The sequence below is a fragment of the bacterium SCSIO 12827 genome, assembly GCA_024397995.1.
In the GTDB taxonomy this organism is placed as follows: Bacteria; Pseudomonadota; Alphaproteobacteria; order Rhodospirillales; family Casp-alpha2; genus UBA1479.
Genome location: CP073746.1, coordinates 895227 through 912753, shown reverse-complemented (window position 1 = coordinate 912753; position 17527 = coordinate 895227). Strand labels below are relative to the sequence as shown.

At 63.0% G+C, this 17527-nt stretch carries 22 protein-coding genes; 7 read left to right on the top strand and 15 right to left on the bottom strand.

Going from position 1 to position 17527, the window contains the following annotated elements; genetic code table 11:
- Positions 1 to 2: 2 nt before the first annotated feature.
- On the bottom strand, positions 3 to 914 hold the full coding sequence (locus tag KFF05_04330; protein ID UTW52606.1) for a LysR family transcriptional regulator: 912 nt from the start codon (positions 912 to 914) through the stop codon (positions 3 to 5).
- Positions 915 to 1067: 153 nt separating this feature from the next.
- Here KFF05_04330 and KFF05_04325 point away from each other — a divergent pair, with 153 nt between their 5' ends.
- From KFF05_04325 to KFF05_04315, 3 genes are read left to right on the top strand one after another with little or no spacing between them, the layout of a single operon-like run.
- Entirely contained in the window at positions 1068 to 1664 is a 597-nt protein-coding gene (locus KFF05_04325) for an NAD(P)H-dependent oxidoreductase (protein ID UTW52605.1), read from the top strand.
- A 33-nt stretch (positions 1665 to 1697) separates the two neighbouring features.
- Positions 1698 to 2672 (top strand): glutathione S-transferase family protein, encoded by a 975-nt coding sequence (locus tag KFF05_04320; protein UTW52604.1) that lies wholly within the window; start codon positions 1698 to 1700, stop codon positions 2670 to 2672.
- 20 nt (positions 2673 to 2692) lie between these two features.
- Positions 2693 to 3397, top strand: a complete 705-nt coding sequence (locus KFF05_04315; protein UTW52603.1) for a pirin family protein — start codon at positions 2693 to 2695, stop codon at positions 3395 to 3397.
- Between the two features lie 26 nt (positions 3398 to 3423).
- On the opposite strand, the gene KFF05_04310 is transcribed toward KFF05_04315, so the two are convergent.
- Together KFF05_04310 and KFF05_04305 are read right to left on the bottom strand one after the other, a co-directional pair.
- Positions 3424 to 3810, bottom strand: a complete 387-nt coding sequence (locus KFF05_04310; protein ID UTW52602.1) for a RidA family protein — start codon at positions 3808 to 3810, stop codon at positions 3424 to 3426.
- Positions 3810 to 4808 (bottom strand): NADPH:quinone reductase, encoded by a 999-nt coding sequence (locus tag KFF05_04305; GenBank protein ID UTW52601.1) that lies wholly within the window; start codon positions 4806 to 4808, stop codon positions 3810 to 3812. Before KFF05_04305 ends, KFF05_04310 begins: the two co-directional genes overlap by 1 nt.
- Positions 4809 to 5118: 310 nt before the next feature.
- On the opposite strand from KFF05_04305, the gene flgG reads away from it, so the two are divergent.
- The gene (gene flgG / locus KFF05_04300; protein UTW52600.1) at positions 5119 to 5898 is read left to right on the top strand and encodes a flagellar basal-body rod protein FlgG; all 780 of its coding nucleotides are present in this window, start codon (positions 5119 to 5121) and stop codon (positions 5896 to 5898) included.
- 205 nt (positions 5899 to 6103) lie between these two features.
- Here flgG and KFF05_04295 read toward each other — a convergent pair whose 3' ends face one another.
- The 4 genes from KFF05_04295 to KFF05_04280 all read right to left on the bottom strand — a co-directional run bounded on the left by KFF05_04295 (position 6104) and on the right by KFF05_04280 (position 8884).
- Complete coding sequence (locus KFF05_04295) at positions 6104 to 6457, bottom strand: DMT family protein (protein ID UTW52599.1); 354 nt, start codon at positions 6455 to 6457, stop codon at positions 6104 to 6106.
- 61 nt (positions 6458 to 6518) lie between these two features.
- Positions 6519 to 7331, bottom strand: coding sequence for a hypothetical protein (locus KFF05_04290; GenBank protein UTW52598.1), 813 nt, complete (start codon positions 7329 to 7331; stop codon positions 6519 to 6521).
- Positions 7332 to 7496: 165 nt separating this feature from the next.
- Positions 7497 to 8408: an oxygen-dependent coproporphyrinogen oxidase gene (gene hemF / locus KFF05_04285; protein UTW52597.1), complete on the bottom strand. Its 912-nt coding sequence runs from the start codon at positions 8406 to 8408 to the stop codon at positions 7497 to 7499.
- Entirely contained in the window at positions 8405 to 8884 is a 480-nt protein-coding gene (locus tag KFF05_04280; protein ID UTW52596.1) for a tRNA (cytidine(34)-2'-O)-methyltransferase, read from the bottom strand. The genes hemF and KFF05_04280 overlap by 4 nt, the downstream gene beginning before the upstream one ends.
- 276 nt (positions 8885 to 9160) lie before the next feature.
- Here KFF05_04280 and petA point away from each other — a divergent pair, with 276 nt between their 5' ends.
- From petA to KFF05_04265, 3 genes are read left to right on the top strand one after another with little or no spacing between them, the layout of a single operon-like run.
- Positions 9161 to 9715, top strand: a complete 555-nt coding sequence (gene petA, locus KFF05_04275) for a ubiquinol-cytochrome c reductase iron-sulfur subunit (GenBank protein ID UTW52595.1) — start codon at positions 9161 to 9163, stop codon at positions 9713 to 9715.
- Positions 9716 to 9726: 11 nt separating this feature from the next.
- Positions 9727 to 11004, top strand: coding sequence for a cytochrome b/b6 (locus KFF05_04270; GenBank protein ID UTW52594.1), 1278 nt, complete (start codon positions 9727 to 9729; stop codon positions 11002 to 11004).
- 8 nt (positions 11005 to 11012) lie between these two features.
- A complete protein-coding gene (locus KFF05_04265; protein ID UTW53575.1) occupies positions 11013 to 11852 on the top strand; it encodes a cytochrome c1 in 840 nt (279 codons plus the stop codon).
- Positions 11853 to 11864: 12 nt separating this feature from the next.
- On the opposite strand, the gene KFF05_04260 is transcribed toward KFF05_04265, so the two are convergent.
- The 8 genes from KFF05_04260 to KFF05_04225 form a co-directional block, all read right to left on the bottom strand.
- On the bottom strand, positions 11865 to 12035 hold the full coding sequence (locus tag KFF05_04260; GenBank protein ID UTW52593.1) for a hypothetical protein: 171 nt from the start codon (positions 12033 to 12035) through the stop codon (positions 11865 to 11867).
- Between the two features lie 126 nt (positions 12036 to 12161).
- A complete protein-coding gene (locus tag KFF05_04255) occupies positions 12162 to 12650 on the bottom strand; it encodes a hypothetical protein (GenBank protein UTW52592.1) in 489 nt (162 codons plus the stop codon).
- Positions 12651 to 12692: 42 nt separating this feature from the next.
- The gene (locus KFF05_04250) at positions 12693 to 13682 is read right to left on the bottom strand and encodes an NAD-dependent epimerase/dehydratase family protein (GenBank protein ID UTW52591.1); all 990 of its coding nucleotides are present in this window, start codon (positions 13680 to 13682) and stop codon (positions 12693 to 12695) included.
- Between the two features lie 26 nt (positions 13683 to 13708).
- Positions 13709 to 14332, bottom strand: a complete 624-nt coding sequence (locus tag KFF05_04245; protein UTW52590.1) for a glutathione S-transferase family protein — start codon at positions 14330 to 14332, stop codon at positions 13709 to 13711.
- Between the two features lie 18 nt (positions 14333 to 14350).
- Positions 14351 to 14890: a hypothetical protein gene (locus tag KFF05_04240; GenBank protein ID UTW52589.1), complete on the bottom strand. Its 540-nt coding sequence runs from the start codon at positions 14888 to 14890 to the stop codon at positions 14351 to 14353.
- A 4-nt stretch (positions 14891 to 14894) separates the two neighbouring features.
- Positions 14895 to 15989, bottom strand: a complete 1095-nt coding sequence (gene mtnA, locus KFF05_04235; GenBank protein UTW52588.1) for an S-methyl-5-thioribose-1-phosphate isomerase — start codon at positions 15987 to 15989, stop codon at positions 14895 to 14897.
- 12 nt (positions 15990 to 16001) lie between these two features.
- A complete protein-coding gene (locus KFF05_04230) occupies positions 16002 to 16616 on the bottom strand; it encodes a DUF1330 domain-containing protein (GenBank protein UTW52587.1) in 615 nt (204 codons plus the stop codon).
- Positions 16617 to 16639: 23 nt separating this feature from the next.
- Positions 16640 to 17521 (bottom strand): S-methyl-5'-thioadenosine phosphorylase, encoded by an 882-nt coding sequence (locus KFF05_04225; GenBank protein ID UTW52586.1) that lies wholly within the window; start codon positions 17519 to 17521, stop codon positions 16640 to 16642.
- Positions 17522 to 17527: the final 6 nt, after the last annotated feature.

The window sequence follows — 17527 nt, the reverse complement described above, 5'->3', positions numbered from 1 at the left end:
GGTCAGGTGACGTTCATGCCGAGCCAGATCGGGTCGGCGAAACGTTTGGCCATGAAATCGACGAAGGCGCGGACCTTGGCCGACAGATGCCGGTTATGGGGATAGACGGCGTAGATACCGCGGTCGTCGTCCTCATACTCCGCCAGCACCTGTTCCAGCCGCCCTTCCACCAGATGGCAGCCGACGATGAAGGTCGGCGAGCGCACGACCCCCAAGCCGGCCACGGCGGCGGCGCGCAGCAGGTCGCCGTTGTTACCGCGCATGGGGCCGTCAACCCGCACGGCGAAGGGGCCGTCCGGCCCCCGGTGGCGCCATTCATTCAGGTTCGACAGATAGCTGTAGAGCAGACAGGCGTGCCCCCGCAGGTCGTCCGGATGCTTGGGTCGACCATGGGCATCCCAATAGGCCGAGGACGCACAGGTCGCGATGCGGAACGGCGCGATCCGCCGGGCGATCAGGGATGAATCCGGCAGATCGGTGATACGAATGACCACGTCGTAGCCTTCGTCGACCACGTTGACGACCCGGTCGTCGAGGGTGACGTCCAGGCTGATTTCCGGATAAGCCGCCATGAAGTCCGGCAGGGCATCGGCCATGTGGATCATGCCGAAGGACATGGGCAGATTGACACGCAGGGTGCCCCGGGGTTCCGCATGCAGGCGGGTGACGGCCAATTCCGCCTCCTCCGCCTCGGCGACGATGCGCCGGCAGCGCTCATAGAACGCGGCCCCGACCTCGGTCAGGCTGGACCGCCGGGTGGTGCGGTTGAGCAAACGCGCACCCAGACGGTCTTCCAGCTTGGCGATCTGCTTGCTCACCGCGCCCTTGGACAGGCCCATGGCCTGCGCCGCGCCGGTGAAGGTCCCGGTTTCCACCACCTTGGCGAAAACGGCCATACCCGTCAGGTGATCCATATACCGCTCTATTGTTTAATTTAAGAAACAATTATATTCCATTTAGGCCAATTGTCTACAAATACGCTCAGGCGTAGGGTCCCCGTCATCAGCGCCGGCCCCCCAATCCATTGGCCCGCCGGCCCTTACCAGACAGTCGAAAGGACCCGATCCATGAGCATTCTTCTCATCAGCTCCAGCCCCAATCTCGAAGGTTCCAGCTCCCGCGCCCTGGCGCAGGAATTGGCCCATTCCCTGGCCGGCGACGCCGACGTCGTCGTCCGCGATCTGGGCGCCAACCCGCCGCCGCACCTGGACCAGGCGACCATCGGCGCGTTCTACACGCCGGAAGCCGACCGCACGGCCGAGCAGAACCAGAAACTCGCCCTGTCGGATGAACTGATCGACGAGCTGTTCGCCGCCGACGCCATCGTCATCGCGGCTCCCATGCACAACTTCGGCATCGCCTCATCGCTGAAGACCTGGATCGACCAGGTCGCCCGCATCGGCCGCACGTTCGAACCCACCGGCCAGGGCCCCAAGGGCCTGGTGACCGACCGCCCTGTCCATGTCGTAACCACGCGCGGCGGGATCTACGGCCCGGGCACACCGTTCAACCATCTGGACCATCTGGAACCCTATCTGCGCCGGGCCCTCAACTTCATCGGGCTTGAGAACATCTCGTTCATCTATGCCGAAGGCACGGCCAAGGGCGACGACGGCATCAAGGCCGCCCAGGCGGAAATCGCCCAGGTCGCCCAGGCGGCCTGAGCCCCGGCGGACGCAGGACAAGGAGTTAAGACAATGGGATTGCTTGTGAACGGCGAATGGCGCGACCAATGGTACGACACCAAGGCGACCGGCGGCCGGTTCCAGCGCGAGGACGCGGCCTTCCGCAACTGGATCACCGCCGATGGTAGCCCCGGGCCGACCGGCAACGGCGGCTTCAAGGCGGAAGCCGGGCGCTATCACCTGTATGTCGCGGCCGCCTGCCCCTGGGCCCACCGAACCATGATCTTCCGCGCCCTCAAGGGTCTGGAGGACATGATCTCGGTGACCGTGGTCGAGCCCCTGATGCTGGAAAATGGCTGGGAAATCGCCGCCGGTGCGGACCCGATCCTGGGCGCACGTTTCCTGCATCAGGTCTATGCCGCGGCCAAACCGGACTTTACCGGTCGGGTCACCGTGCCCGTGCTGTGGGACAAGCAGACGCAGACGATCGTCAGCAACGAATCGGCCGAAATCATCCGCATGTTCAATTCGGCCTTCGACGATGTCGGCGCCAAGCGGGGGGATTTCTATCCCCATGACTTGCGGCACGAGATCGACCTGGTCAACGACCGCATCTACCGGACGGTGAACAACGGCGTCTACCGGGCGGGTTTCGCGACGACACAGGCCGCTTACGACGAAGCCGTCACGGACCTGTTCGACAGCCTGGACTGGATCGAGGACCTGCTGGGTGAAAGCCGCTACCTGACGGGCGACCGCATCACGGAAGCCGACTGGCGGCTGTTCACCACCCTGCTGCGCTTCGATCCGGTCTATGTCGGCCACTTCAAGTGCAACATCCGCCGCATCGCCGATTACCCCAACCTGTCCGGCTTCCTGCGCGAGCTTTACCAATGGCCGGGCATCAAGGGGACCGTCGATATGACGGCGATCAAGGCCCACTACTACGGCAGTCACAAGACCATCAACCCAACGGGGATCATCCCCGCCGGCCCCGATCAGGACCTGGACGCCCCCCATGGGCGCGACCGCCTGAAGGCCGCCTGATCAACGAAAGGATCATCGCCATGATATCCGTTACCCCCCTGAACGACCTGGGCCGTTTCACCAATGACTGGCTGAACGCCCGCTATCACTTTTCCTTCGCCGGATATTACGACCCGAAACGCACGGGCCTGGGACCGCTTCTGGTATGGAACGACGACACGGTCCAGCCGGGCCGCGGGTTCGACCCGCACGGCCACCGCGACATGGAAATCATCACCTATGTGCGGACGGGGGCCATCACCCATCAGGACAACCTGGGCAACACCGGCCGCACCGAAGCGGGCGACGTCCAGGTGATGTCGGCGGGCACCGGCATCCGCCATGCGGAGCACAATCGCGAGGACGAACCGACGACCCTGTTCCAGATCTGGATCGAGCCCCGGAAGACCGGCATCGCACCCCGTTGGGACGCCCGCAAGTTCCCCAAGGACAGCCGCGGCGGCAGGTTGGAGGTTCTGGCCTCGGGCCGCGCAGCGGACAAAGCGACGGACGCCCTGGTAATCCATCAGGACGCCGCCGTCCTGGGCGGCACGCTCAAAGCCGGTGAAGAAACCACCCTGACCCTGGCCCCCGGGCGCAGCGCCTATATCGTGCCCGCCGTGGGCGACCTCACCATCAACGGCGTCACCGCGCCCGAACGCTCGGGCACGGCGGTGACGGATGTGGATACCATCACCATCCGCGCCGATACCGACGCCGAAGTGGTCGTCGTCGACGTGCCGTAAACAGCTTGGTCCGGCGGCCTGGGAAACTAGGCCGCCGCGACCGCCTCGACCTCGGCCAGCCAGTTGGGCGACGACAGCCCGGCGACGATCAGCAGGCTCGACGCGCAAAGATGCCCGGCCATGAAGCGGTCACGCACCTTGCGCATGACGCCCGCGTCCTCGGCCCGGGTCAGGAAGATGGTGATCTTGACCAGGTTGGTGCGGTCCATCTCCGCTTCTTTCAGGATTTCCCCCAGCTTGAAGAAGATCGCTTCCAACTGGCCTTCGATCCCCTCGACCGGATTGCCGTCGCTGTCCGCCCCGACCTGGCCGGAAATATGTAGCCAGCGCGTGGCGTCCTGAACCTCGGTCGCCAGGGCATAGGCCGAAAACGGCTTGTGCACGGTCGCCGGTTGATGGTTGATCATCTTCATCACTGATGCTCCAGATTCTTCGCCACGACGACCTGGGCGACGCCGTGGACGTCGCCTGCCTCTACCGCTTCATGGGCCTTGACCATGTCCTCGAACTGGAAGCGTTCGCCGATCCGGTGGACCAGGGTGTCCGGCGACATCAGCGGGCTGACCGTCTGCAGCACTTCATCCTGCGTCAAGCGGTCGAGCTGATAGATCGTGAACATGCGGATGTTGACGTTGCCGCCCATCCACTTGTTGAAGGGGAACGAAGGCTCCGGCACGGCGTCGGACGCATAGGTCGCGACGGTGCCGTTGGGTTTCAGGATATCCGGCAGCAGGTCCGTGTTGGACCCGAAAGCGACCTCGACAATGCGGTCGACGGGGCCGCCGGCGGCTTCGAGAATGCGCTCCTTCAGGCCCGGCTCCTTGTAATTGAGGGCTGCCGCAGCACCCAATTCGCGCGCCTCGGCGCAATGGTCATCGGACCCGCAGGTCGTGATCACCTTGGCCCCGCCCCACACGCCCAATTGCACCGCATAGGCGCCGACACGCCCCGTGCCGCCGGTCACCAGAACGGTCTTCCGCGACAGATCGCCGTCGCAGAACAGCGCGTGATAGGCCGTCACCACCGGCACCCCGGCGCAGGCCCCCTGGCTTAAGGATACGTCGCCCGCAAGCGATATCGCCTGGCGCGTCGGCAGGACCACGTATTCCGCCGCCGTGCCTTGGGGGCGGCCATGCTGGGCGCCGAATATCCAGACCTTCTGGCCGATACGGGCGTTGTTGACCCCTTCGCCGACCTTGTCGATGACGCCAGAGCCGTCGTTGTTGGGGATGATCGGCGAGAACTGGGCCAATTCGCGGCCCGAGGCGCGGCGCTTCACGTCCGTCGGATTGATGGCGGAATAAGCGATGCGGACGCGGACCTCGCCCGGACCCGGTTCCGGGTCGGGAAGGTCGCCGAACTGCAGGACGTCCGCCGCCGGGCCGGCGCGGTCATACCAATAGGCGCGCATGGATGTCTCCTCCTTGGGAATTCTCATCGATTGTCCGGGCCTTTGCGGCGCCGGAAGGGATTGACCGGAAGGTGACGCGCCGGGCGCGCGATGACAAGCCCGATCGGCGGCCCTCCCGCCCCTGAAGTGCCGCCCGACCCGGCAAGAATTTCCCCTTTGCGGGCGGTTTCTGCCGTCCCGGGCCCAGGAAAATTAATTTAATCTGTTGAAAACAAACAATTCTTCATATGGCACGGGGATTGAAACACCCCCAGCAGCACCTGGATCGGGGTCAACCCCGGCGAAGGCGAACGTATAAGGAACGGGAAAAATGAATCCACTCTATATCGCAGCCACCGGAATGGTGGCGCAGCAGGAGCGCGTGGACGTGATCGCCAACAACCTGGCGAACATGAACACCACCGGCTATCAGCGCCGCCGGGCATCGTTCAACGATCTTATTTATGAAGACAACAAGCGCCCCAATTCCAAGCATTCGCGTGCCAACGGCATCGTGCCGGGCGGCGTCAAGGCTGGCCTGGGCGTGCACACGGCGTCCTTCTACCGGGTCGTCGAACAGGGCAACCTGGCGCAGACGGGAAACCCCTTCGATGTCGCCATTCAAGGTTCCGGCTACATGCCGGTCACCCTGGCCAACGGCGAAACCGCCTATACCCGCGCCGGTGCCTTTCAGTTGAATCAGGCCGGGCAGATCGTCACCCATGATGGCCTCACGGTCGGTGCCGGCATCGCCATCCCGCCGGGCGCCATCGAGGTCACGATCAACAATTCCGGCGAGGTCTACGCCTCCTTCGAAGGACAGCCGCAGCCGCAGAACCTGGGTCAGATCAACCTGGTCCGCTTCCCCAACGAAGGCGGCCTGTACGCCATCGGCGACAGCATGTTCCAGGAAACCACGGCGTCTGGCGCCCCTCTGGTGGGCACGCCCGGCACGGCCGGGTTCGGCTCCATCCTGCAGGGCTTCCTGGAATCGTCGAACGTCAACCCGGTGGAAGAGATCGCCAACATGGTCAAGGCCATGCGGGCTTATGAGCTGAGCTCCAAGGTCATTCAGACCGCCGACCAGATGATGTCGACCAAAACCGGCTAATCCCGGCCAGGGCGTTAATCATCGGTAAACCATCCCCCGGCATACTCGCCGGCACTACCACCGCGACACAGAGATCGCGGAACCAGAACAAGGCCGTTCGGGCGGCCCTAAAAAACCGATATACGAAACGCTTCGTTTCGAACGATCCAAACGGCGGCGGGAATCCCAGAAAGCGGGTTCCCGCCGTCATTGGTTTCGGAAGGCGCTAGCTTGCCTGGAACACGAGGAACGCGCCGAAGGCGATGCAGGCGAACCCCGCCGCGTGCATCCAGGAAAAGCTTTCCCCCAGATAAAGCACGGAAAACCCCGCGAACACGGTCAGGCTGATGACCTCTTGGATGGTCTTCAATTCCGCCGCCGAATAAATCCCGTGGCCATAACGGTTGGCCGGCACGGCGAAACAGTATTCGACGAAGGCGATGCCCCAGCTGATGACGATCACCAGCCACAGAGCCTCCGACTTGAACTTAAGATGCCCGTACCAGGCGACCGTCATGAAGATGTTGGACACGCAGAGCAGCAGAATCGGCGTGAGGGCGGCGAGGGAGAAGGTGGGCATGATGACCTCTCGGCGGAAAGAGACGGCAAGAAGGAAGGGCGCAGTAGGCTGCGTTTCCCTATTAGCCTAGGGAATCACGGCGCCCAGCTTCGTCTTTCTGGGTGGTGGGATTTGTCCCTTCCCAACCAATACGTATCAGAAGACAATTTTTGATCTCTTCTGCAGTCACGTCATCGTTGTAAAACTTCCAACCACGTCTAGCCTCATCGAATAATTTTTCAGCGAGCACATGAATCCGCGCGGCATCACTGAGCGCACTAAGCGCATTAAGCGTCGTCACTATGTGCGTCGTATTGCCAGTCTCAGGGTTTCTAATTCGTTCTAAATAATCTGAGAGCCTTGCATACTGGACCTGATATGCTTTCAGCAGGTCGATGACCCTATCTGATCCTAGATGGTTCCCCGCGTCCGCAACCCGATCAATTAGTTCCTGAGGTAGGCGTGGCACTTTTTTTCTGAGAAGTTTTTTCCTGATGTCGTCAGCAGCAACGCGAGCCTCTCTTAACCGCAAATCCCAGGTCTCAATATCTAAACTAAATGCTCCAGGCCCTTGTTCCAGTTCCCGAATATTATTTATTTCCAATATATACTCATGGAGCAACTGAGCAAACTTCATTGCCTTAGTTGCATACTTAGTGATGTCACTCAGATCATTTGTCAGTCGCCCAGTGGCTCCTAATGCGGCCCGATTTTCTTTAACAGCAAGTTCTTTGCGATAAGCTTGATAGTGCAGCAGTGCTACGATACCGACTAATAAGGTTTCCCAATCGTCGGGCATCCACCTGCTGTTGATCGGTTCAAAATTCTGGAAAATGGCATGAATAAACCCGACGAGCACAACCCCGGTTAAGATTCCCCCGATCCACAGGTGCATTTGAACGAGTCCTAATTAAGAGACCTCGGCTCTGGTCAGCCAGTCGAAAGCAATACCAAGAATTGTAGCGTGAAAGAAAGCACACGAAGCAAAGGTCGTATTAAGACGCCCGCAAGCCGGCCACGCCATCCTTTGTGGGCTTGAGAGCTTTTCAACCGATCACTTCTACGGCCAGGCGACGTCCGGCGGCAGGGACATCAGGATCGCCTCGGTATTGCCGCCCGTCTGCAGGCCGAAGATGGTGCCCCGGTCGTACAGCAGGTTGAATTCCACATAGCGCCCGCGCTTCACGCGCTGGGCTTCGCGGTCATCCGTGGTCCAGGTCTTGTTCATGTGCTTGCGCACGATCTCGGGATAGACGGTGGCGAAGGCCCGGCCGACGTCCTGGGTGAAGGCGAAATCGGCGTCCCAGTCGCCCGTGTTGTGCTGATCGTAGAAAATGCCGCCGACGCCCCGCGCCTCGTTCCGGTGCGGCAGGAAGAAGTAGCGGTCGCACCATTCCTTGAACTTGGGATAGTAGGCCGGATCGTGGGCGTCACAGGCCGTCTTGAAGGCGCCGTGAAACTGATCCGTATCCGCGTCATCGGGGAACACGGGCGTCAGGTCGCCGCCGCCGCCGAACCAGCCCTGGGTGGTGACGATCATGCGCGTGTTCATATGCGCCGCCGGCACCAGCGGCGAATTGGGATGGATGACGGTGGAAATGCCGGACGCCCAGAATCGGGGGTCTTCGGCAGCACCCGGGATTCGCGCCCTGAATTCCTCGGAAAATTCGCCCATGACGGTGGACACGTTGACCCCCGCCTTTTCGAACACCCGCCCGCCCCGCATCACGGCCATGACGCCCCCACCCCCATTGGCGCCGCCCATGCTGCCGGCCACGTCGCCGGGACGTTCCCAGGATTTACGCGCGAATCGGCCCGGCTGGCGCGCACTGGTGCCGTTGGGGCCGGTGACCGCGTCCTCGAGATCCTCCAGCGCCTTGCAGAAATCGTCACGCAGGCGCTCGAACCAGGCCTTGGCGCGGGATTTGTGGGCGTCCGAGTAATCGGGGGCGGGGGGCGTTGCGTCGTTCATGGGGTGCCTGGGTCTCCGGGATAGGCGCCGAGTTGGCCCAGCGCCGTCGCCAGAACCATGGCCGCACTGGCCGCCAGGTTCAAGGACCGTGTACCGGGAACCAGGGGAATCCGCACCCGCGCATCGGCCGCGGCATGCACATCGTCCGGCACGCCCGCGCTTTCGCGCCCGAACAACAGCATATCGCCGGCCTGGAAGCGGAAATCCGGCAACCGCGTGGCCGCCGCGGTGGTCAACAGCACCAGGCGGCGGCCTTCCGATGCCTCCCGGAACGCGGCCCAGGAGGCATGGCGGCGCATTTCCAGGTGATCCAGGTAGTCCATGCCCGAGCGCCGCATGCGGGCATCCGACAGCACAAAGCCGCAGGGCTCGATAATATGCAGGGCCGTGCCCAGGCAGGCGGCCGTGCGCATCACGGCGCCCGTGTTCTGCGGGATATCGGGTTGATACAGGGCAATTTCGACCGGTGCGGGCATGACGGCCCCATGAAGGCCCCGAAAGGCCCGGTTTGCAAGCTATTCTCAACAGTTAGCGCTTGCCTGAAGGCCCCTCAGGACATAAGGTCTCGCCGGTTCGTGCGGGCGTCCTGCGTCCGCACATTCCATGACGGTTGGGTAATATACAGCCCGCCGTTGCCTCTTTTCCGCCGGTCCCTTAGATTTGGCGGTGAGTTCGGGGGCCGTCCAGGTTTGACACCCATCAAGCCGGGGCGGCGAACACAAGATCAAAACACCTTTTAAGGGGAAGTGCTTATGAGCGACACGGCGAGCACCCCGCCAACCGCCGAAATCGACGCGCAGACGCGCCGCGATTTCCTACTGGTTTCCACGGCTACTGTCGGCGCGGTGGGTACCGCGTTGACCCTGTGGCCGTTTGTTAACAGCCTCAACCCGGCGGCCGATACCCTGGCCCTGGCGACCACCGAAGTGAATCTGGAGCCCATCAAGGACGGCCAGAGCATCACGGTCGTCTGGCAAGGAAAGCCGGTGTTCATCCGCAACCGCACCGCGGCCGAGATCGAACAGGCGAAAAAAGACGACACCGCGGCCCTGCCGGACCCGGCCAAGGACGCCGACCGCGTCCAAAAGGACGACTGGCTGATCATGGTCGGCGTGTGCACCCACCTGGGCTGCATTCCGCTGGGTCAGAAAGAAGGCGAGCCGAAGGGTGACTTCGGCGGCTGGTTCTGCCCCTGCCACGGCTCGCATTACGACACCTCGGGTCGGATCCGCAAGGGCCCGGCGCCGCAAAACCTGCTTGTCCCGAACTATACGTTCGCGTCGGACACCCAGGTCGTGATCGGGTAACGGGGGACGTCATGAGCGAACAACAATCGACAAGCAAATTCATGCAGAACGGCGTCGTGAAGTGGATCGAGCATCGCATGCCGATCTTCAGCTTCATCGACCATTCCGTGGGCTCCGGCTATCCGGCGCCGAAGAACCTCAGCTACTGGTGGAACTTCGGCTCCCTGGCCGGTCTGGCGCTGATCATCATGATCGTGTCGGGCATCGTGCTGGCCATGCATTACACGCCGCACACCACGTTGGCCTTCAATTCCGTCGAGCGCGTCATGCGCGACGTCAACGGCGGCTGGCTGATCCGTTATCTGCACATGAACGGCGCCAGCTTCTTCTTCATCGCCGTCTACATCCACATCTTCCGCGGCCTCTACTTCGGGTCCTACAAGAACCCCCGCGAACTGCTGTGGATCATCGGCGTGCTGATCCTGCTCGCCATGATGGCGACGGCGTTCATGGGCTACGTTCTGCCCTGGGGCCAGATGTCCTATTGGGGGGCCACGGTCATCACCAACCTGTTCTCGGCCATTCCGGTGGTCGGCGACAGCATCGTGACCCTGCTGTGGGGCGGCTTCGTGGTCGATAACCCGACGCTGAACCGCTTCTTCTCGCTGCACTACCTGCTGCCCTTCGTGATCCTGGGCCTGGTGGTCGTGCACATCTGGGCGCTGCATACCTTCGGGTCGAACAACCCGACCGGCGTTGACGTAAAGGGCCCGCAGGACACCATTCCCTTCCATCCCTACTTCACCATCAAAGACCTGTTCGGGATGGGCGTGTTTCTGCTGATCTTCTGCTTCTTCGTGTTCTTCGCGCCCAACTACTTCGGCGAAGCGGACAACTACATCCCGGCCAACGCGCTGGCGACCCCGCCGCACATCGTGCCCGAATGGTACTTCCTGCCGTCCTACGCGATCCTTCGCGCCTTCACCAACGACTTCATCCTGTATTGGCCGGTTTCCTGGCTGATGACGGCGAAGTTGGCGGGCGTCATCGCCATGTTCGGCTCGATCATCCTGCTGGCGCTGGTGCCCTGGCTGGATACCTCCAAGGTGCGTTCGGCCCGGTTCCGGCCGATCTACAAGTGGTTCTTCTGGATCTTCGTGCTCGACTGGGTCGTGCTCGGCATGGTCGGCGCCCATCCGCCGGAAGGCATCTGGGTTCTGCTCGGTCAGATCTCGACGATCTACTACTTCGCGCACCTTCTGGTGATCCTGCCCATCCTCGGCGTCATCGAACGGCCCAAGGCCCTGCCGGAAAGCATTTCCGCCTCGGTCACGCAGCCTGCGGAGTAAGGAAAATGATGAAACCAACCATCAAGACCGCCTTCGCGGCCGTTCTCACCGCCGGTGCCGTCGCGGCGCTGTCCCTGACCTCCGCTCCGGCCCAGGCGGCCGGTGCCGCTGCCAAGCCGGCGGCCCAGGACTGGTCCTTCAAGGGCCTGTTCGGAACCTACGACAGGGCGTCGGCTCAACGCGGCTACAAGGTGTACAAGGAAGTCTGCTCGGCCTGTCATTCCATGAGCCTGATCAAGTTCCGCAATCTGCAGGACATCGGGTTCTCGGAAGCGCAGACCAAGGTTCTTGCCGCCGAGTATGAGATCCAGGACGGCCCCAACGACGACGGGGACATGTTCGCCCGCAAGCGCACACCGTCCGATCCGCTGCCGTCGCCGTTCGCCAACGACAAGGCCGCCGCCGCTGCCAACAACGGCAAGGCACCGCCGGACCTGTCGCTGATCACCAAGGCCCGTGCGCAGGGCGGCGATTCGATCATCAAGGTGTCCATGAAGCATCCGGATGGCTTCACCATCGGTGCCGACTACGTCTATGCGCTGCTGACCGGCTACGGCGAGGCCCCCGCGGGCGTCGAAGTGCCGGATGGCGGAAGCTACAACAAGTACTTCCCGGGCGGCGTGATCGCCATGGCCAACCCGCTGGTCGAGGACGGCGTCGAGTTTTCCGACGGCACCAAGGCCACGGTGGCCCAGCAAGCTCATGACGTGTCCACGTTCCTGGCCTGGGCGGCGGAACCGGAGCTGGAGGAGCGCAAGCGCCTCGGCATCAAGGTGATGCTGTTCCTGCTGGTGCTCACGGGCATGCTGTTCGCCCTCAAGCGCAAGATCTGGTCGGACGTCCACTAAGCCCGACCGGCTCTAAACCGAATAAAAAAAGGCCCCGGAGAAATCCGGGGCCTTTTTCTTTTGAACCACTGAGGCGGTGAGGCAGAGAGAAGGTTGTGGAGAGAGATCGTCATGCCCGGACTTGTTCCGGGCATCCACGAACGGCCCAAGGAAGGCATGGATGGCCGGGTCAAGCCCGGCCATGACGGATAAGGGATTATCCCCTTCTCACCGCCTCACCGTCTCTATAGTTTCCATAGCTTGAAAAACCGCCCGACCACGCAGTCCGGTACTGCGGCCTTAGAAACTTCCAGGACCATTTCTGTGGGCTCATGTTCGTTGATCGGTGATCGAAAACGGCTTGCCAGAAATCCGCTCAATCTCTGCAATAGTTCTGTCCCGAGCCCGGCCGCTAAAAAATCTGAATGTCTGGGAATGAGGAGGGAATACGGCTTTCGGATACCACCACCGTTCGATTTCACGACTCCAAACCCAGCACGTCATGCTGCACGAAAAGAAGCCGCCTTCCAGGTCAATTTTCTCCAGCGCCTCAATCGGAAAGAATATCAAGCCTCGCCCGACCAAACGGGAACTGACAAATCCAATGTGTTTGGATGTGACAACGATATGGCCGGACCTATCTGGGCAATGGCTCAGTTGCTCCCCAGAACGAAGCAAAAATCCGCGTCGAAACCCGCTCAACACCCCGCGAATGTACGAGCCAACATAAGCCCATTGGTACCCGATGATGCGTTCATCCGGCTCCAAATCAAAGAGATGCTTAAATCTGCGGACGGGAGCAGGCTCACGACGCGCCATTCTCTAACACCTTCTCACCGCCTCACCGTCTCTGTGGTTTCCTTAGCTTAAGAAATCCTCAATGAACCCCCGGATCACGCTGTCCAGGTCGGCGTCCTCGGGGCAGCCCAGGGCCTTGGCCTTGGCGCTGTCCATCTTCAAGGGCCAGGAGCCGCAGATGGCCTCGACCGCCGCATCGCGCTGGCGGGTGATGGGGCCGAGCTTGATGCGTTCTTCCGTCGCCACGCGTTCCAGGGCGTCGATCATCTGCGCCACGGCATAGGCCTTGTTGGGCAGGCAGACGGTGCGGTCGGTGCCGATAGCCGCCCCGTCGGCTTCGTGCACCGCAAGGAAGCCCTCGACCGCCGAGCGATAGCCCAGCAGCATCATATAGAAGCCGTCGTGCACGGGCAGGACGTGTTCTTTCCCCTGCAGCGGTTCGCGGAAGATGCCGGACGCCCAGCCCGAGGCCGCCGCGTTGGGCACCCCCGGGCGGATGACGATGGTCGGCAGGCGCACGGTCCGCCCGTCGATGAACCCCTTGCGGGTATAATCGTTGATCGCCAGTTCGCCGAACGCCTTGGTCATGCCGTAGGTGGTTTCCGGAGTGTGTCGGGTCCAGTCGTCGACCTCTTTCGGCAGGTCCGGGCCGCCGAACACGGCGAGGGAGGACGAGAACACCAAACGCGGCGCGCTGTCTCTCGCCCGCGCGGCGTCCAGGATGTTCAGCCCGCCCATGAGGTTGACCCGCATGGCCATGTCGAAATCCTTCTCGCCGCCCGCCGAGACGACGGAGGCAAGATGGAACACGGATACGTCGTCGCGGTCGACCAGGGCGGAGACCGTGGCCTTGTCGGAAATGTCGCCGGCAGCCGTGGTCACCCGCTTGTCCGCCCAGGAAAAGGGCGTCACGGGCGCCAGTTGGTCGAACAGCTGGATTTCATCGACTTCGGCCGGTTTGCCGTCGGGGCCGCGCATCTCACCCCGCTTGAGGACCGCCTTGGCGATCATCTGGCCGAGGAAGCCGCACCCCCCGGTAATGACGACTTTCATGTCTGTCTCCTCCCCGCCGGCCCGCGTTAAGCGAGCGGCTTGATGCCTTCCTGCGCCATCACCCGCTGGGCGGCGGGAAGGGCGTCGACCCGATTGGCCAGCGCCCAGAGGGCCGGAAAGCCGTCCGGCGTCTTGGGCGTGCAGCGCAGGCCCCAGCGGGCGTGCACCCAGGCCAGGCAATCGGCCAGGGTCATCTTGTCACCGACCAGCCATTGGCGGCCTTCGGCCCAGCCGTTGGTGCGGGTCAGGCAGGCCAGCCAGTTCTGTTCCGCCTTGGCCTTGATGCCGGCATGGGCGCTTTCATCATCGGTCCAGCGGAAGGGCCGCATGTTGATGGCGAAGGCCGGGTGTTCCTGCGACGCCATGAACATCAGCATCATCATCATCTGGCCGTGCTCCCACGTGCCGCGCGCTGGGGTCAGATTGCCGCCGAACTTGTCGGACAAATACAGCATGATGGCGACACTTTCCGTCAGCAGGCCATCCTCCGTCGCCAGCGACGGCACCTGGTTGCGCGGGTTGGTCTTTTTGTATTCCTCGGACGCCAGAACCTCGTCGGACACGGCAATGGCTTCGTAGTCGACGCCCAGATCCTCAAGCAGGAGATGAACGGCCATGGAACAGGCGCCGGGACGGTAATAGAGCTTCATGATGTTTCCTTGATATGGTCAGTTTCGGTCGAGAATGAATTTTTGTTGGGCCGGATCATAGCCCACCCAAAGCGCGTCGCACATGCCGTCGTCGATACGCAGCCAACGGGCGCAGGCAGCCAGCAGGGCGAACCGGGTCCGCGCGCCTTCGGGAACCGGTTCCATGGTTGCCCTGTAACCGGCGCCGAAGGGTTCCCGGCGATTGTCGCAAAGAGCGAACTGGGCGCCCGTGCCGACGTCGAGGCGGAGCGGCAGCAGCCCGGAAACAACGTCGGGCAGACGTTCCCACCCGGCACCGCCGCCGGAACCGGATACCAGGGCGACGTGAAAATACTCCCCTTCCGGATTGACCCCGTCGCGCCAGGCGAACACCCGGTCTGCAACGCCGTCGCAGGTGAGATCGGCGGCAATATCGGTACCTTCCTGGAAATCCTGAGACCAGATCGTTCCGTACCAGTAGCGCATCAGACGGTAGGCATCGCCGGCAAGGTCCGCGTACCCGATCTGAACCGTCAGGGGCAGGATGACCAGGGCTGCCGCAATGACCCGACCCCGCACCGGATCAAGCCTTTTCCGGATAAAGGCCCCGCAGCCCCTCGGGCGTGGCGCGGGCGACCCCACGTTCGGTGATCAGCCCGGTGACGAGGCGCCGGGGCGTCACGTCGAAGGCATAATTGGCGGCGGGAGAGCCGTCGGGGGTGATGGTGACCGTCGCGATCTCACCGCCGTCGGTGCGCCCGGTCATGCGGGTAACCTCGTCGGCGGAGCGCTGTTCGATGGGAATGTCCTTCACACCGTCATGGAGCGTCCAATCGATGGTCGGGCCCGGCAAGGCGACATAGAACGGCACGCCGTTGTCATGGGCCGCCAGCGCCTTCAGGTAGGTTCCGATCTTGTTGCACACGTCGCCCGACGCCGTGGTGCGGTCCGTGCCGGTGATGCAGAGGTCGACCTGGCCGTGCTGCATCAAATGGCCGCCCACGTTGTCGGCGATCACCGTATGGGGCACCCCGTGCTGGCCCAATTCCCAGGCCGTCAGGCTGGCGCCCTGGTTGCGGGGCCGGGTTTCATCGACCCAAACATGAACCGCCACGCCCGCGTCATGGGCCTTGTAGATGGGAGCGAGCGCCGTGCCCCAGTCGACGGTGGCGAGCCAGCCCGCGTTGCAATGGGTCAGCACGTTGACGGGTTTGGACTTGCCGTGGCGCGCCCAGGCTTCCTCGATCAAAGGCTTGCCGTGGTCACCGATAGCGGAACAGATGGCGACGTCCTCGTCGGCGATGTCGGCGGCACGTTTATAGGCCGCTTCCGCCCGCTGATTGGCCGAAAGCGGGGCCAGCAGGGCCTGCATCTCGTCCAAGGCCCAGCGCAGGTTGACCGCCGTCGGCCGGGTCGCCAGAAGATCGTCATAGGCTTTGGCGAGGCCCGCATCCGACGGGTCGTCATGCATGGCCAGCGCCATGCCGTAGGCCGCCGTGGCGCCGATCAGGGGGGCCCCCCGCACCCACATATCGGCGATGGATTGCGCCGCGTCCGAAACGTTTTCCAGCCGCCGCGTGATGAAATCGAACGGCAGGCGGGTCTGGTCGATGATTTCGACCGCCCAGCCGTCGTCGGCGAGCCAGATCGTGCGGTAGGGGGTGCCGTCGACGTTCATGCCGCGCCTGCCTTAAGCCAATGCCTCGGTGATGCAGATATCACGGGTGCAGCCGCCGTCGAGAGCCTTGCGCGCCTCGACGTAAAGCGGCGAATCGTAGTAACCGGCGGCAACGTCCCAGTTCAGGTGTTCGATCAGGGCGATGCGGGTCTGCGGAAAGCCTTCCATGGTCTGGACCCGGCCGCCGCGCACCAGGCCGCGCGCGCCCGCCGCCTGGATCGCCGGGGTTGCCTTGGCCACGTAGGCGGCCATCTTGTCGGCGTCATGGACGGTCATATGGGCGCCGATCCAATAGGCCACGGGCCCGGCGGTCTCGCCCCGGGGGGCCGGGTCTTCGATGCCTTCGACGATGAAGGTGTCGCGTTCCACAGCACCATTCAGGATGTGGGAATGGGCGTCTTCATAGGCCGGGGAATGGTAGGTCTTGAGCGCGGTGTCGAAATCGGGGAACTCGATGATGACCACCCGGCCCTGGTCATAGCCTTCCAGCGACTTGACCTTGCCGCCCCGGGCCAGGAACTTGCCGCCCCCGGCGGCGATGGCCGGCCCGGCCTTTTCCGCATAGGCCTTCATCTTGTCGGCGTCGTGAATCTGAATCCGCAGGCTCATCCAATAGGCCTTGGGCATGGGTCGTCTCCTCCTCAGTATTATTAAAGAACCCGGCCAGCGACGGCGGCCAGTTTCTCGATCATCTTAGGATCGCGGGCGTCGGGGGCGGTGATCAGGGCATGCTCCAGGGCCGTGTGGCAGCCGTGGGAACAGGTCTCCGTGCGCCCGGAAAGCTTGGGCGCGACCTGCTTCACCAGAGTGCGGCCCTTTTCCGCGTTTTCCAGCAGCACCTTGATGATGGCCTCGACCGTCACGTGGTCGTGGTCCGGATGCCAGCAGTCGAAATCCGTGACCATGGCGACGGTGGCGTAACAAATCTCCGCCTCGCGGGCCAATTTGGCCTCCGGCATGTTGGTCATTCCGATCACGTCACAACCCCAACTACGATAGAGGTTGCTTTCGGCCAGGGTCGAGAACTGCGGCCCTTCCATCGCCAGGTAGGTGCCGCCGCGCACGGCGTCGATACCCACTTCCTTGCAGGCGGCCTCGACCGCGTCACCCAACCGCCCGCAGACGGGGTGGCCCAAGGCCACATGGGCGACCAGGCCCGTGCCGAAGAACGATTTTTCCCGCGCGATGGTGCGGTCGATGAACTGATCGGCGATCACGAAGGTGCCGGGCGGAAGGTGCTCCTTCAATGAGCCGCAGGCGGAGACGGAGAGAATTTCCGTCACCCCCGCCCGTTTCAGGGCGTCGATGTTGGCGCGGTAGTTGACCTCGGACGGCGGAATGCGGTGGCCGCGCCCGTGGCGGGGCAGGAACACCATTTTCTGTCCCGCCAGGTCGCCGAACAGAAGCGCGTCCGACGGCGTGCCGAAGGGCGAGGCGACGGCCTCCCAGCGGGTGTTCTCCAGCCCGTCGATGTCGTAGATGCCGCTGCCGCCGATGACCCCGATGACCGGTGGCGTGCCGGGTGCCGTCATCTGCCC